Here is a 14247-nt window from a genome sequence, read left to right as displayed (position 1 = left end):
TTGCGGGTGCTGAATATAGTTGTCAACTATGCTCGTTGCTTAGTTGATACGTCCAGGACTCATAAGTGTAATAGACCTCTTGCAAAAGTCCTTTTCATAAATTTATTGGACGGGCAAGATGCCCATCCCACAAGAAAAAATAACTCTTGTGGGATGGGCATCTTGCCCGTCCTAGTTATTTTTGCAAGAGGTCTAATTTGATAGTGGTGGAATTGGTTGAGCGCGATCGTTAAATAGAACAAGCAGCACACCGCTCTCGATCGGCAAAAATAAACTTTTGTAAAGGTTCCAGAAAATCCCGGAACTTACTTTGGGACAGGCGTAATCAGTGAAATCACCGAGCAAACAAAGACTTTTGATAACAAGTATCAATTGATAAACTCTTTTCACAGGTTGTGAGAGGCAGGCAAAAGTTTGGCGATCGGGATCTTGAGGATGCGTCTTTCGAGTTCATCTACCTTTTCAAAAGAAAAAACTAAAATGCCAAGATCACTTGAAATCTTCGGCGATGGTCGCGTGTACGAAATAAAAGACGACCTAGCCGTTAAAGTCACGGAGACAAACGGGCAAGTAAAAGCATTAATCGATGCTTTAAAGTTCAGCGTAGCTAAAACATACAACATTAATCCTCCAGACGAACAACCGCCTGAAGTGGCAGAACGCAGAGGTTCAAAGCATATCAATGGAGAAGGCTTTAAGCTTCTCACTACGTTTGAAGGATGCGAGCTGACTGCTTATGATGACGGCGGTGGAGTTTGGACAATTGGTTACGGACACACTGGCGGCGATGTTTTTCCGGGACTGACGATTAGCCAAACGCAAGCAGAAGAATTGCTGCGCCTAGATTTAGAAAAATTTGAATCCTTTGTTGAGGATGCCGTTGAAGTTCAGCTCAATGACAATCAGTTTTCTGCACTGGTTTGTTTCTGCTTCAACGTGGGGCCAGGAGGTTTTGGAGATTCAACTCTTCTGAAGCTTTTGAACCAGAGAAATTATCAAGGAGCAGCTAATCAGTTTCCTGTGTGGAATAAGGTAAATGGTGAACCCTGGCTAGGGCTGACACGCCGACGATTGGCTGAACGAGCACTGTTTTTGGGAAAACCCTGGCAGTCATTCTTAACCTATGAAGGAACAGGTCAAGAAGTAACAGGTGAAACAATCTCAGAAGCACCTCGCACTTTGAAACTCACCGAATCTATGATGCAAGGTGAGGATGTTCGTCAAGTGCAAAAAGCTTTGAAAGCAGCAGGAATCAATCTCGAACCTGATGGAGTATTTGGTAATGATACTGACAAGGCAGTGAGGCAGTTTCAGCAGCAGAAAGGGCTAACGGCGGATGGTGTTGTAGGTGCCCAAACACGAAAAGAATTGCGACTATAACATCGATTGTGTAACCAAATTAAAACAGATTGGAGAAAACCATGACTGACTCAAGCGATCTTCTCTTTAATCAACCTGTAATTGTCGAAGCCTGTGAAGAATTTGTCCAACGGGATATGTTGGAAATTAAAGGCAGTTTTCCCGGATTGCTCAAAGATGCACCCATGTCTTCGACGGCGGTGGTCAATGGCTTATCCCAGCAGTTGATATATCAACTCCAACTGATTGTGCCAAATGCCTTTGTCAGTTTTGATGACCTCAATGTAGACTTGCTGGATGCAGCCTTTCCCTATGTACAAGCCCCTGCTAAACAGGCACTCCAGAGAGCGATTCAAGATCGAGGTCAAACTATGCAGGTGAACTCTGCCTACCGCACGATCGCTCAGCAAATGCTGCTATACAACGATCGCAAAAACAATCCTAATCCTGTAGCTCCACCGGGAGCCAGCAACCACCAAACTGGGTTAGCGCTCGACATTGAAGATGCAACAGGCTGGGAAGTTTATTTAATGCGGTATGGCTGGAATCCATTACCCGGCGATCCACCTCACTTTGACTACCAAGGCGGCGGCACGATCGATCTTCGCAGCAAATCAATACTCGCATTTCAGCAGCTTTGGAATCAGAATCATCCTAATCAAAAGATTAGCGAAGATGGCGGTTTTGGTCCTCAAACCGAGAATGCACTTAATCGCTCTCCTGCTCCAGGGTTTCCTAAAGCACCGTGGAATGACAAACCCAGAACGTTGCGCTTGGCGGTGCCCCGAATGGAAGGTTCGGATGTACTCAAGCTTCAGGAAGGCTTGAAAAAGGCTGGGATTGTAGTTGGGGTTGATGGGGAATTTGGGCCAGCAACAGATAAAGCCGTTAAGGAATTTCAGCAGAAGAAGGGTTTGAAGCCAGACGGAATTGTCGCTGTCAAAACCCGCGAACAAATGGCTTGAACTGTTCGCTATCGAATTAACCCAACCTTGAACTGAAGGATACGTTGCTGAATAGGCAGAGTTTTGTGAAAAGCTTGAACTTGCGGCTCCAAAACTCTGTCGCTCGGCAACTATTGAAATTATAAAAAAACACCGGAGTAAGGAATAATAATGGCCAACTTACCTGAGAAAACACCGAATATTTATGCCTTATTAATTGGCATTGATGCCTATAACTCGAATCTGTTGTACAAGAATCTTAAAGGAGCTGTGCGTGACATCAATCTTGTAGCGGACTACCTTCTGAAGACGCTAAAAATTCCATCCGAACGGATTTTCAGGCTGACTTCTCCGAATCCTGAAGTTACTCAAACGATCGCAACCAAAGACCCGGAACCTACTTATGCAAACATTGTGGCGCAGTTTAAAGCCATTACAGAACTAGCGCAAGCAGGAGAGCAGGTTTACATTCACTATTCTGGACATGGAGGACGGACGACAACCATCTATCCAGAAGTGAAAGGGAATGACCAACTCGATGAGGGAATTGTGCCAATGGATATTGGCAATGAATCCGGGCGCTACCTGCGGGATGTGGAATTGGCGACGCTGTTGAAGCGGATGACGGACAAAGGTTTGGTTGTGACGTTTGTCTTGGATAGCTGCCACTCTGGAGAAGCAACTCGAGGCGACGATGTTGCAATTCGAGGTATTGGAGAAACCGATACAGCACGGCGAGACTCGGAAAGCTTGGTGGCTTCGCGACAAGAGCTGATCGAAAACTGGCAGGCTCTGACTGATGGAACGGCTGCAAGTAATACTCCAGGGCGCTGGCTTCCTCAATCTAGAGATTACGTGTTGCTAGCTGCTTGTCGTCCTAGCGAGTATGCCTACGAGTATGCGGTGAGCGGTAAGGAGCGGCATGGGGCGCTGACGTACTGGATGATCGATACGTTAACCAGTAGCCCTTCAGGATTGACATACAAAACATTACACGATCGCGTCAGTGCGAAAATTCAAAGCAAGTTCCCTCAGATGCCAATGTTGGTGGGGGAGAGCGATCGCTTTGTCTTTGGAGTGGAGCATGGCTCCTTACAATATTCTGTGAATGTGCTTGAGGTGATTGAGGAAGAGGTAACTGAGGCAGACTCAGTAGCGACGAAAAAAGTCCCCAAGCAAGTCCGGCTGGATGCGGGGATGGAAAACGGTCTCAGTTCAGGTTATCGTTTCGCGATATATGCGTTTGGCACAACAGATTTTACCCAGAAAAACAAGCAAGTGGCGATCGTTGAGATTGCAGGAGTCGGTGCTTCGGATGCTTGGGCCGATGTGATTGAGGTTCTGCGTCAGGACAAGATTGACCAAGGTTCTCAAGCAGTGATGCTGTCAGCCCCTGTCGAGTTGGTACGGGGAGTACGTCTTTTCAAAAAAGAGGTTGGTGAGAGAGACAATGAACTGCCTCAAGCTATTAAGAATCAGGAAGATACTGCATTGAAGGCAGTCGAGGCAGCATTGGCAGGAAATGGCTGGTTGAAGTTGGCGGATACACAACTGAAAGGAGATTATCAAGTTGCGGTTAATCTAAAAGGAGAGTATGAAATTTGCACTGGTACACCGATTGAAAACCTCACACCTGCGCTAAAGATTGATGACTCTGATACTCCACAAAAAGTAGTGAAGCGATTAGAACACCTAGTAAAATATCAGGCGATTCAACAGTTGAGCAATCAATTTTCTGATTTGACGAGCAAACTAGAGGTGGAATTGCTCACACAACAAAACTGGCTACCAGGGATTCCTAAAAAACCACAGCCATTTCCCGATAGGACTAATTTAGTTGTTCAATCTGGTGAGTACGCATTCTTACGAATTAAAAATACTTCCTCTCAAGTTTTGAATGTTGCTGTGCTGGATCTTGAACCAAATTGGGCGGTTTCCCGCATTCAACTCCAAATACCCGAAGCTATTTTTTATCCATTCAATCCTAATCAAGAAATGTTAATTCCGCTACAAATCAAGCTACCTGCTACTTGGAAATTTTCCAAAGGAGCAGAAACGTTCAAAGTTTTTGCCACTGTCAGACCGAATGATTTTCGTTGGCTGGAATTGCCCTCACTTGAGCAAGAAATTGACACAAAATCAGCAAGACTTCTTCGTGGAGATAATCCGCTGGGACAACTTATGGCTGCGGTTGGTGCTGATGTTGATACTCAACCAGAAATTCCCAGTTATCGTGCAACAGCGATTTTCGATCCGAGTGATGAGTGGACAACTAAGGAGATTCAAATCACACTAACGCGATAGGTGTTTTGTGAAGTCCCTACACGCCCACTGACCGAAAGCATCCAGGATACAAGCCCCCGGATTCATCCGTGGGGTCAATGCTTCAATCTAAAATCTAAAATCTAAAATCTAAAATCGATTGACGCTATAAGGCTATTCACCAGATTAGAACGGTTCGACTCCGCTTACCGACTACAGATTACTGCTTTTTTCCATGAGTTCTATGTTGAGTTCTGGAATAGCTCTTAAATCATCATAGGAGGTTGCTTTGTATGCCCAACTTTGAACACAGCCACGCCCTAATCATTGGGATTAACGACTACGACAACGGCATTTCTAGACTAAAAACTGCTGTCCCTGACGCGACAGAAATCGCCCGCATTCTCGAAACCGAGCATGATTACACGGTTCATCTGCTTCCGAATCAAGAAGCTAACCTCAGCCAACTTCGGCAGGTATTAGAGATAGAATTGCCACAACAAATTCAGGCGGGCGATCGCTTCCTCTTCTACTTCGCTGGACATGGGATTGCCCTCAACGGCGAGGATGGCCCCGAAGGCTATCTGGTTCCCCAAGATGCTCGCTTGGGCAATGTTAGCACTTACCTGTCCATGTCAGAGGTGAACAAAGCCTTGCTTCAGCTTCCCTGCCGTCATTTTTTGGGGATTCTCGACTGTTGTTTTGCGGGTGCTTTTCGCTGGTCGAGTCTACGCAAAGCGATTGCTGTTGAACTGGGTACACTCCACAAAGAAGGCTACGAGCGCTTCATTCAAGACCCCGCATGGCAAGTAGTCACCTCCGCTGCCTACGATCAATCTGCATGGGATGCCTTTGATCTGAAAGACGATCGCGGACACCTTGGAAGCCACTCACCGTTTGCCTGTGCTTTGATAGAAGCACTTGAGGGTAAAGCCGATGCCTTTCCACCAGCCGAACCAGGTAAGCCAGCCGGGGATGGGGTGATGACAGCAACTGATCTCTATGTGTATTTGCGCGATCGCGTTGAAGTTGCCACAGAGGCTCGTGCCATCCGCCAAACACCTGGTATCTATCCCCTCCAGAAACACGACAAAGGCGAGTACATTTTCCTGACACCAAGACACGCCCTGAATCTACCTCCCGCTCCCCCGTTGGATACTTCCAAAAATCCCTATCGTGGCTTGTTACCGTTCGAGGAAAAACACAGCGACCTGTTCTTTGGCCGAAATGCCTTAACGCAAAAGCTCTACGAGTTTGTCACGTCTCATTCGCTAACCGTCGTGTTGGGTGCATCTGGCTCCGGTAAATCCAGTTTGGTAAAAGCCGGACTTATCTCTAAACTGCGACAATGTAAGGATGGCAACCCTTGGTTTATCCTGCCCCCTTTCCGACCAGGGGAGTATCCCTTCCAAGCTTTAAATAATCTACTGGCATCTGTCAATCTGCCTACGAGCGCGACTCCCAATGAAGCAGCATCTTCTGGTTTACTCACCCCAGCACGAAGCCTTGCAAATTGGTTCAAGGAGCATCCTCAAGCAAACCTACTGCTGGTTGTCGATCAATTTGAGGAATTAATTACACTCTGCCTTAATGACCAAGAACGGCAACAGTTTTTAGAAGCGTTGGCCGGGGCGATCGCCACTCATCCCAATCAACTACATCTCATACTGACACTGCGTTCTGGTTTTGAGCTGCAGTTTCGCAACACGGTTCTAGAGAAGAATTGGCTAGCTGCTCGATTTATCGTCCCTGCGATGACGCGGGAAGAACTACGACAGGCGATTGAAGAACCTGCCTCAGCAAGGGTGATGTATTTTGACCCCCATGAGTTAGTAGAGCAGTTAATTGACGAAGTGGCAAATATGCCTGGAGCATTGCCTCTATTGTCCTTTGCCTTGAGCGAACTTTATCTGAAATATTTGAAGCGGCAGGATGATGCTAAGAACCGAAGAGAAACTATTGATCGCGCTATTACTCAGACAGATTATGAGGATTTGGGAGGGGTGACGCGATCGCTCACTCAACGAGCCGATCGAGAATATGAGGCACTGATCGAGCAAGATTCAACATACGCTCAAACCATTCGGAATGTAATGCTGCGTATGGTAGCTGTGGGAGGTGAACTAGCGCAGAGGCGAGTTCCGCTGTCAGAACTGGAATATCCAGAACCAGAAAACGGGCGAATTAAAACTGTCATCAAACATTTTGAAGATGCACGACTCCTGACTTTTGGCAATGATAGCGAAGGGCAGCCTTATCAAGAACCAGCCCATGATGCTTTAGTGCGAGGATGGCAGAAACTACTGGAATGGAAGAAACAAGAGCTGACGAATGTGTTAGTTCAACGAGAACTGACTCCAACAGCTAACCAGTGGGCAAGTAGCAGTAAAAATGCTAGTTTTCAGGGATTACTGTGGAATAATGATCCCCGTTTACCGCTAGCCATGAAATTGTTGTGTGGTTCAGCTTACAAAGATACTTGGTTGAATTTTTTAAAATGGATGTGTGGAGATAATTTCTGGAAATCGCAATCCAATGATTTCTGGCTGAATTCCAACGAAGCCAAATTTGTTACAGATAGTTTCGATAAAAAATACACAAAACGCAGAAATGATGTCTCTCTTACATCGGGTATACTTATATATCTGTTGGTATTGAATATTTTTGCTCCAAAGATTGCAAATACGGCTGAGAAAAGGAGAATTAATGCTGACATTACAAATTTGAGCTTATCGACAGGAAAACACAATGGGTCTGTTCCCAGTGTTAGCTTCAGTCCTAATGGCAAAATTATCGCATCAGGAGGTGCTGATGGCACCATAAAACTGTGGACTTCAGAGGGGAATTTAATTAAAACAATTGAAAAAGCGCATCTTCCTTATGTGCAAAGTGTCGAATTCAGTCCTGATGGATTATTACTTGCTTCAGCAGGCAATGATGGCATGGTGAAACTGTGGACCCCAGAAGGAAAGCTGCTCAAAAGCTTCCGACATGGCTATAGCAATCCTAAGTGATTTTCTATATCTGTAAAACCTGAAAGTCTTGCTATACAAGAAGTCTAGGAAGACAAGAGGGCGTTGTGTTGTGAGACTCAGATCGGATTGCTATATATTGTCTTGGATGTCAGCTTTAGTCGAGATGGAAAAGTTATTGCTTCAGCAGGAGAAGATCAAAATATTAAAATTTGGAGTCGTGATGGAACATTACTGAAAACTTTCACAGCACCTAATAGTTCTACTAGCCATTTCAATAGTGTGAGAAATGTCAGTTTTAGCTCGGACGGAAAAATTGCCTCGGCGAGTACCGATCATACTGTCAGGATTTGGAAGATTGATGGTACGCTTTTGCAAACACTTAAAGCTGATAGTTTTTATGTGTGGGATGTGAGTTTTAGTTCTGATGGCAAAACACTTGCCTCAGCAGGAAACGATGGCGCAGTGAAGCTCTGGGGTGATAATCAAAAAACTTTTAAGAGGCTTCTTAATGCAAGTGGTGTGGCAGCAAGCTTCAGCCCTAACATTGCCACTAATACTCAACTAATTGCTTACAGTACACCGTTAGGCGCGGTTGAAGTTGTTAATTTACTTAAGCCTGAGCCTCCCCTCTACCTAGGAGAAAGTAATAATTTCAGCGAGGTGAATTTTAGTCCTAATGGAAAAATCTTAGTATATGCTAATGGACTTGGAGAAGTTAAGTTGTGGAATGTTGATGGAACTTTACTAACAACTTTAGATACCAATCAAGATCAAATTAATGCTTTTTTTTTTAAAAGTGTTAAATTTATTCCGAATAATCAGTTTATTGCTCTAGGAAGATTTGACGGAAAAGTCCAACTTTTGGCCGGTGATGGGAAACAAGTTTTTCAAATATTTGACACCCAAAGTCATGCTGTTTCCAACCTTGACTTCAGTCCCGATAGTCAGTTGATAGCAATCGGAACTTGGGATCCATCTCTTTCATCTCACGGTACAGTAGTTATCGGAAAAATTGAGAAGAATAAGATCGCATTGCTTAAAACCCTCATAGGGCATGGTGACTGGGTTGAAGAAGTTAGCTTTAGCCCGACCGGAGATATTCTTGCTTCGGCAAGCCGTGATGGCACGATTAAAATTTGGTCAAGGGACGGTTCTCCTCTAAAAACTCTAAGAGGACATAGTAATTACGTTATCAGTTTAAGTTTTCATCCCGATCCAAAAATTAGAATACTAGCCTCAGCAAGTAGCCATCGTACTGTCAAGCTTTGGAATATTGACACAGGTAGCGAAATTGCAACATTAAAAGGACACGCTGACAAAATTGGCAATTCATTTCAGTACGTGGTGCGCTTCAGTCCTGACGGGAATTTACTGGCTGCGACTGGTGATAACAATACCATTGTCTTTTGGGATTTCAATTTGAATAACTTACTTGAGTTAGCTTGTAGCTGGTCAGGAGATTACATCAGAACCAACTCTAATGTAAGTAAAGATGATAAGAAACTATGTCCGCGAACAGCCGATCGGTAAGCATTCATATTTTCAGCCAATGGGTAATTAGCTCAATGATATCAATTCCGGTTGCACTCATACATGATATAGAGGACACGGCATTGCCGTGTCCCTACCGAAAATAATATTGTAGGGACACGGCAGTGCCGTGTCCTAATTTTGGCTAATAATTCCGATGCTACCGGAAACGATATGATTTACTAAATGCAGTGGGATAGTAACATAACGAACTTCGATCGCAATCTAGCAGTCGTCATCGGCATCGCTCGCTAAAACAGTAAGGTTATCCATGAGCTGAAAACAGCCTTTAGCGATACTAGCACTATCGCCTCCTCACAAAGTTTTTATTACTAATCTTTGTATAAAGCTCAGCTTGCGGGTTTTACTAAACTTTTGTCCCAAGTCTCGCAAATGCCAGTAGCCAGGTACTTGGAAATCTTTTTGATAATTAGAGTAGCCAGGAGAGTAGCAACAGCAGGAGCTAACCCAACTCCACTGACTAAAACAGGAGCCAACATCCCAGCCGCTTTGGTATAGTTCTGATTTATGGTTTCATCTAAAATCTTCTGAGTCTCTGCATCGTCTCCGATGGGTTTGCACATAAGTTGATAAACTAAGGGGTTGACCCGATCGAAAAGCTGCCTACCAGCATCTAAAAATCTTGGATCGATGGATGCTCTAGCCGCAACGTTCACATCAATAGATTCCCAGGAAGTTAGGTCTACCCCTCTTGTTGCGACACCTCCAGCAACATCATCTCCTATAGCTTGAGCACGAGCGCCTAGCTGAGCTTCCAATACATCATCATCCAGCTCCCACAAACTTTCCACAATGGCTTCAAATTCTGTCATTTCTACTTATCTCCAGGCTTTAGTTAACAAGACTGTTACTGATTATTCTGGGAATATAAAAAAAGCTCCCGAAACCAATCAAGGTAGTTTAATCAAAATATAGTGAGCTCTCACAAATCTCAACTATTCTTATCATTTTTTGATTGAGCGACTATCTCTCTGGAGATGAGCCGTGTTCGCGACTAATATCATTCCGGGTGTGCCGGAATGATATTACCCAACAAAAGAAGCCGGGGGTAGCGCGCGAGATCGTTTTACTTTTAATTAGAACGACCTACTTAATTACTAACCTCAGCCATTTCAATCACGCGCCCGTCATAATCCTTGACCAAAAAATTCAGCGGCTTTTCCCGGCGAATCTTATAACTAATGCCGCGAGTTTGTACCCTCATCAATAGCTGATCCAAACAATCGCGATCGAAACAAACATGACGTTCGCGATTTTTTTCCCCTACACTGGCCCCGCTAATAATGTGCAGTTGAGTATTTTTCATCAACTGATACCACAAACCGTCGGGACTCCCCATCGTTTGAGAGCTCGTTCCCCTGCCGACATTCGGCGACAAATACAGGGGGTCGATACCCGTTGTCCCCAAGGTTTGCTCGTAATTGTAGTAGTAGTGCAGCGGCACTTCTGCGACGGGGAGGTTTAGCATACCTTCATAAAACTCTCTGGCTTGTCCGAGATCCGATACCATCACCGTGTGTACTTTGGGAGCACTGGTGAGAAACATCCACATCGCCCCCGCATAGGCCGCCAGCAGCATCACCATAATCCCTTGAGTCGAAAACAAGCTGTCGAGGGGCAGGTCTGGCAAAAAAGAGCTCACGTACAAGGGCTGAAGTCCAAAAGCAATAAAACTAACTGTTAGAGTCATGAATTATAAGAGAGGGTAAACAACGAAATTTATCAAGATTGCCGTCGCGATCGCCCGCGAGACTTAAACTATTAGCTTAGCCATCTATGTTAGCAAAAACTAGCGGTTAGGCCCTACCCGATGAAAGTCTTTGTCTACGGCACTCTCAAACCGGGGGAGTGCAACTACCTCCGCTACTGCGAGGGAAAAGTTGTGGATGCTTGCCCCGCGATCGCCCGCGGTCAACTTTTTGCCCTGCCGATCGGCTATCCTGCCATGGTGGCCGGAGATGGCACAGTCTGCGGTTTTCTCCTCTGTTTCGCAAACTCGGCTATTTTGGACGATTTAGACCGATTGGAAGACTATCATCCGCTGCGGGAACCGACACAAAACGAATATCAGCGGCAGGAAATCGAAATCTTCGATCAACACCTCAAACCTCTAGGCACGGCTTGGGTATACTGCATGGTACCCGATCGCGTCCGTTCCCTAGGAGGCATCTGGCTGCCCCACGGCTGTTGGGAAAATCGGTTTTTTACCAAATAAAGTGGTTAATGCCGATGAGCTTAGTAAATAGCCATTTTAGTGCGATCCTCTTCGAGGGCTTCGCTAACGGGCGGCTCGAACCTGTAACCGAAACCCCGAACCGTTTTAATCAACTGCGATCCTGTAGCATCAACTTGAATCATTTTTTTGCGAATCTGACCGATATGTACGCTAACAACTTTCTCTTCTTCTGTGCTGTTGCAGTTCCAACCCCAGATTTTTTCGATTAGCTGTTGGCGACTCCAAGATTTACCGGGATGACTTGCCAAAAAATACAAAATATTAAATTCCAAGGTTGTTAACTTGATAATTTTGTCGTTGAGTGTTGCTTCTCGACGCGCTGAATCGATCGCGAATCGATCGAATACAATACGTGATGGAGTAACACACCTCATCCGTCTCAACACCACTTCTATACGAATTGCTAACTCCGCCAGACCAAATGGTTTGCAGATATAGTCATCAGCACCAGCGGACAGGACTTTAATTTTATCAGCTTCGTCTGTGCGGCTGCTGAGCATTATCACAAAAACATTAGTACGGCGCTGCATTTCCTGGCAGAGGTGATAGCCTGTAGTATCCGGTAAATTCCAATCGAGAACTACTAGCAGTGGCTGGAATTTCTCAAACAATGTTAAAGCCATTTCGCCATCTGCTGCCGAATCTACTTGATATTTCTGATTTAAAAAACGATGAACTAGATTGCGAATGGGTGGATCATCATCCACAACTAGAATTTTGGGAGCAGTATTAGTAGTCATCACAAAAGAAATATTTTTCTTATTAGTTAAAGGTTGAAAATTACAGATTTAGTCAAGCATAAATCCCAGCTCGCTCCAAATAACAGGCAATTCTTCAAGCAACTTAGCTTGGAGGTCAAAAGGCTCTCCCATATCCCAAATTTTGACTTCTAGGCGTTCGTTAAATACGGTGATTTCAAGGTCTATCGGAGTTTGAAATGGCAGATTTTTGTGTGCGTGGCGAACAGCATTTGTAAATCCTTCTATCGTAGCAAGTTTGCACTGCTGCAAAACTGCTTCGGGAATGGGTAGATCCTCTAACTGCTCGACCCACCATAAAACTTGTGCAACACTATTGAGGTCAGTGTTTAGTTGAAGGTGAATTGTTTTAGTTGGCTGATTGTAACTTCGATAAAAGTGGCGATTGTGTCCTTTTTTAAATCCAAAATTCAAGCTGTTTAAAAAATTAACTATCCCCTGCAAATAACCAGATAGATTCGTCTGCTGGGGTGGTATTATGTCGGGCTGAAAGTTTTTCACAATTAACAGACAGTTGCGATTGTCAGAAGTGCGTGTATAGCTTAGCTTGTCGGCAATTTTGCTAATAAGTTTTATGCCAATTCCACGGGACGGAATTTCATTAATATTATTTCTCATGTTGCTATCCTTTCTCATCATTTAATAGGTGATTTTTAGAGACACAAGAGAGTTGCATTCTGAAGGATTAATTTTGCATGATTTATGCCTGACTTGTCTCCTATGCCGTGCAGTTGTTGTCCTTATCATTTTCTCTTGGTTGCTCGGGTATTGACAAACTCAGTTTGCGATCGCTAAACTGATCTAAAATTGACATTGACAAATACAAAAGTAAATTATATAATGACGACCCTCAAAGCCTCTGACGAGGGATTAGTAAAAATTAGGCAAGCTAGAAGAGAAAGGGGATCGACGATAGAAGACCCCAGATGGCTAGTAGAAGCTAGTCAAATATTAGAACCCGATCGCGCTTGGACAGAGGCCGGGCCCTATGCTGATGGCCTATCGCTGCCAACTTGGAGGCGTTTTTTAGCAGGAAGAGAACCAATTAAAGCCCATGCTTTTAGGGCTTTCTGCACGGTTTTGCAGTTGGATTGGGAAGAAATTGTCGATCGTCCTCCTTTAGCCTCCCCTTACCAAGGGGGGGTTGGGGGGGTTAGAGATTTTTGCCAACAGCCTATTGATTCGGTAGTGGAAGAGATACGGCAAAAATGCCACAGCAAAATCCAACAGCTTTACAGCAAAATGCAACTGTTGGATATTGCACAGCCCGTTGATGTCAGCAACCTCTACGTTGAAGTCAACATTTTGGAGGAAATTACCAGTTGGCAGCCGGGAGAAATTCGCGATTTATTGAGAGACTTCAACCCAGATGCGGATAATTTTAATCGCTTGGGATTGGGTAAAGTACGCCAGAAACGAGTACCAGGATTGGATGCGGTGAAATCTCACTCTAAACTGATGGTACTCGGCAAACCGGGCTCCGGTAAAACTACTTTTTTGAAACACATTGCCATTCAGTGCGATCGGGCAAAATTTGAAGCAAACAAAATACCGATTTTTATCCCTCTCAAAACCTTTGCTGAAATCGCTAATTTTGATTTATTAGAATATATCAGCGACGAATTTGCCAGTTGCGGAGTAGAAGGGCGATCGCAAACTGAATTCGCACTCAGTCAAGGCAGAGGTTTGATTTTATTGGACGGCTTAGATGAAGTGCCAGAATCAGATAGCGATGCAGTCGTCAGACAGATTCGTCATTTTGCCGGAAAGTATTACAACAATCAGTTTATTATTACCTGTAGAATTGCCGCTGCTAAGTACCGATTTCACGACGAAGCTTTTACCTGTGTTGAGGTAGCCGATTTTAATGATAAGCAAATCGCTGCCTTTGCGCTCAATTGGTTTGTGGCTTTTTCCCAGAATCTGGAGGCAGGGAAAGCTTTAGCATCTCAATTTGTAGAGAAGCTGACACTGCAAAAAAATCAGCAAATCAGAGAACTGGCAGTAACGCCTATCTTGTTAAATTTGACTTGCTTAGTATTCCAATCCAAAGCGGATTTTCCATCCAACCGAGCCAAGTTGTATGACTGTAGTTTAGACTAAAAAATGAGCACAGCTAGAAGTAGCCACCTTTGAATCTCAGGCAAGCTGTTGCTCAAAAA

Annotated in this window: 11 protein-coding genes; 7 read left to right on the top strand and 4 right to left on the bottom strand. The window is 44.5% G+C overall.

What is annotated here, in order from left to right; translation table 11 throughout:
* The first annotated feature begins 480 nt into the window (after positions 1-480).
* The 5 genes from QUA44_RS14980 (at position 481) to QUA44_RS14960 (ending at position 9070) form a co-directional block, all read left to right on the top strand.
* A complete protein-coding gene (locus QUA44_RS14980; RefSeq protein WP_333252144.1) occupies positions 481-1380 on the top strand; it encodes a glycoside hydrolase family protein in 900 nt (299 codons plus the stop codon).
* 41 nt (positions 1381-1421) lie between these two features.
* Complete coding sequence (locus QUA44_RS14975; protein ID WP_333252143.1) at positions 1422-2324, top strand: peptidoglycan-binding protein; 903 nt, start codon at positions 1422-1424, stop codon at positions 2322-2324.
* Positions 2325-2474: 150 nt separating this feature from the next.
* Positions 2475-4607: a caspase family protein gene (locus QUA44_RS14970; RefSeq protein ID WP_333252142.1), complete on the top strand. Its 2133-nt coding sequence runs from the start codon at positions 2475-2477 to the stop codon at positions 4605-4607.
* A 251-nt stretch (positions 4608-4858) separates the two neighbouring features.
* Positions 4859-7579 (top strand): nSTAND1 domain-containing NTPase, encoded by a 2721-nt coding sequence (locus QUA44_RS14965; RefSeq protein WP_333252141.1) that lies wholly within the window; start codon positions 4859-4861, stop codon positions 7577-7579.
* An 87-nt stretch (positions 7580-7666) separates the two neighbouring features.
* On the top strand, positions 7667-9070 hold the full coding sequence (locus QUA44_RS14960; RefSeq protein ID WP_333309759.1) for a WD40 repeat domain-containing protein: 1404 nt from the start codon (positions 7667-7669) through the stop codon (positions 9068-9070).
* A 350-nt stretch (positions 9071-9420) separates the two neighbouring features.
* Here QUA44_RS14960 and QUA44_RS14955 read toward each other — a convergent pair whose 3' ends face one another.
* Together QUA44_RS14955 and QUA44_RS14950 are read right to left on the bottom strand one after the other, a co-directional pair.
* The gene (locus QUA44_RS14955) at positions 9421-9903 is read right to left on the bottom strand and encodes a hypothetical protein (protein ID WP_333252139.1); all 483 of its coding nucleotides are present in this window, start codon (positions 9901-9903) and stop codon (positions 9421-9423) included.
* Between the two features lie 278 nt (positions 9904-10181).
* Complete coding sequence (locus tag QUA44_RS14950) at positions 10182-10781, bottom strand: glyoxalase-like domain protein (protein ID WP_333252138.1); 600 nt, start codon at positions 10779-10781, stop codon at positions 10182-10184.
* Positions 10782-10901: 120 nt separating this feature from the next.
* Here QUA44_RS14950 and QUA44_RS14945 point away from each other — a divergent pair, with 120 nt between their 5' ends.
* Entirely contained in the window at positions 10902-11306 is a 405-nt protein-coding gene (locus QUA44_RS14945) for a gamma-glutamylcyclotransferase (RefSeq protein WP_333252137.1), read from the top strand.
* Between the two features lie 20 nt (positions 11307-11326).
* Here the strand turns inward: QUA44_RS14945 and QUA44_RS14940 are convergent, their stop codons facing one another.
* Both QUA44_RS14940 and QUA44_RS14935 read right to left on the bottom strand, forming a co-directional pair.
* A complete protein-coding gene (locus QUA44_RS14940) occupies positions 11327-12067 on the bottom strand; it encodes a response regulator transcription factor (protein WP_333252136.1) in 741 nt (246 codons plus the stop codon).
* A gap of 48 nt (positions 12068-12115) precedes the next feature.
* Positions 12116-12703: an ATP-binding protein gene (locus QUA44_RS14935; protein ID WP_333252135.1), complete on the bottom strand. Its 588-nt coding sequence runs from the start codon at positions 12701-12703 to the stop codon at positions 12116-12118.
* A gap of 222 nt (positions 12704-12925) precedes the next feature.
* Between QUA44_RS14935 and QUA44_RS14930 the strand changes: the two genes are divergently transcribed.
* Positions 12926-14188, top strand: a complete 1263-nt coding sequence (locus QUA44_RS14930; protein WP_333252134.1) for an NACHT domain-containing protein — start codon at positions 12926-12928, stop codon at positions 14186-14188.
* The last annotated feature ends 59 nt before the right edge of the window (positions 14189-14247 follow it).

This window comes from Microcoleus sp. N9_A2 (genome assembly GCF_036701775.1).
GTDB lineage: Bacteria > Cyanobacteriota > Cyanobacteriia > Cyanobacteriales > Microcoleaceae > Microcoleus.
Note: the sequence above shows the minus strand (reverse complement) of the source record. Positions and strands in the feature narration are given on the sequence as shown.

Bases quoted from the DNA above. Each gene is read 5' to 3' on its own strand.
- QUA44_RS14965 (WP_333252141.1), top strand. From the start codon at position 4,859: ATGCCCAACTTTGAACACAGCCACGCCCTAATCATTGGGATTAACGAC.
- QUA44_RS14950 (WP_333252138.1), bottom strand. From the start codon at position 10,781: ATGACTCTAACAGTTAGTTTTATTGCTTTTGGACTTCAGCCCTTGTAC.
- QUA44_RS14955 (WP_333252139.1), bottom strand. From the start codon at position 9,903: ATGACAGAATTTGAAGCCATTGTGGAAAGTTTGTGGGAGCTGGATGAT.
- QUA44_RS14970 (WP_333252142.1), top strand. From the start codon at position 2,475: ATGGCCAACTTACCTGAGAAAACACCGAATATTTATGCCTTATTAATT.
- QUA44_RS14935 (WP_333252135.1), bottom strand. From the start codon at position 12,703: ATGAGAAATAATATTAATGAAATTCCGTCCCGTGGAATTGGCATAAAA.
- QUA44_RS14945 (WP_333252137.1), top strand. From the start codon at position 10,902: ATGAAAGTCTTTGTCTACGGCACTCTCAAACCGGGGGAGTGCAACTAC.
- QUA44_RS14930 (WP_333252134.1), top strand. From the start codon at position 12,926: ATGACGACCCTCAAAGCCTCTGACGAGGGATTAGTAAAAATTAGGCAA.
- QUA44_RS14940 (WP_333252136.1), bottom strand. From the start codon at position 12,067: ATGACTACTAATACTGCTCCCAAAATTCTAGTTGTGGATGATGATCCA.
- QUA44_RS14980 (WP_333252144.1), top strand. From the start codon at position 481: ATGCCAAGATCACTTGAAATCTTCGGCGATGGTCGCGTGTACGAAATA.
- QUA44_RS14975 (WP_333252143.1), top strand. From the start codon at position 1,422: ATGACTGACTCAAGCGATCTTCTCTTTAATCAACCTGTAATTGTCGAA.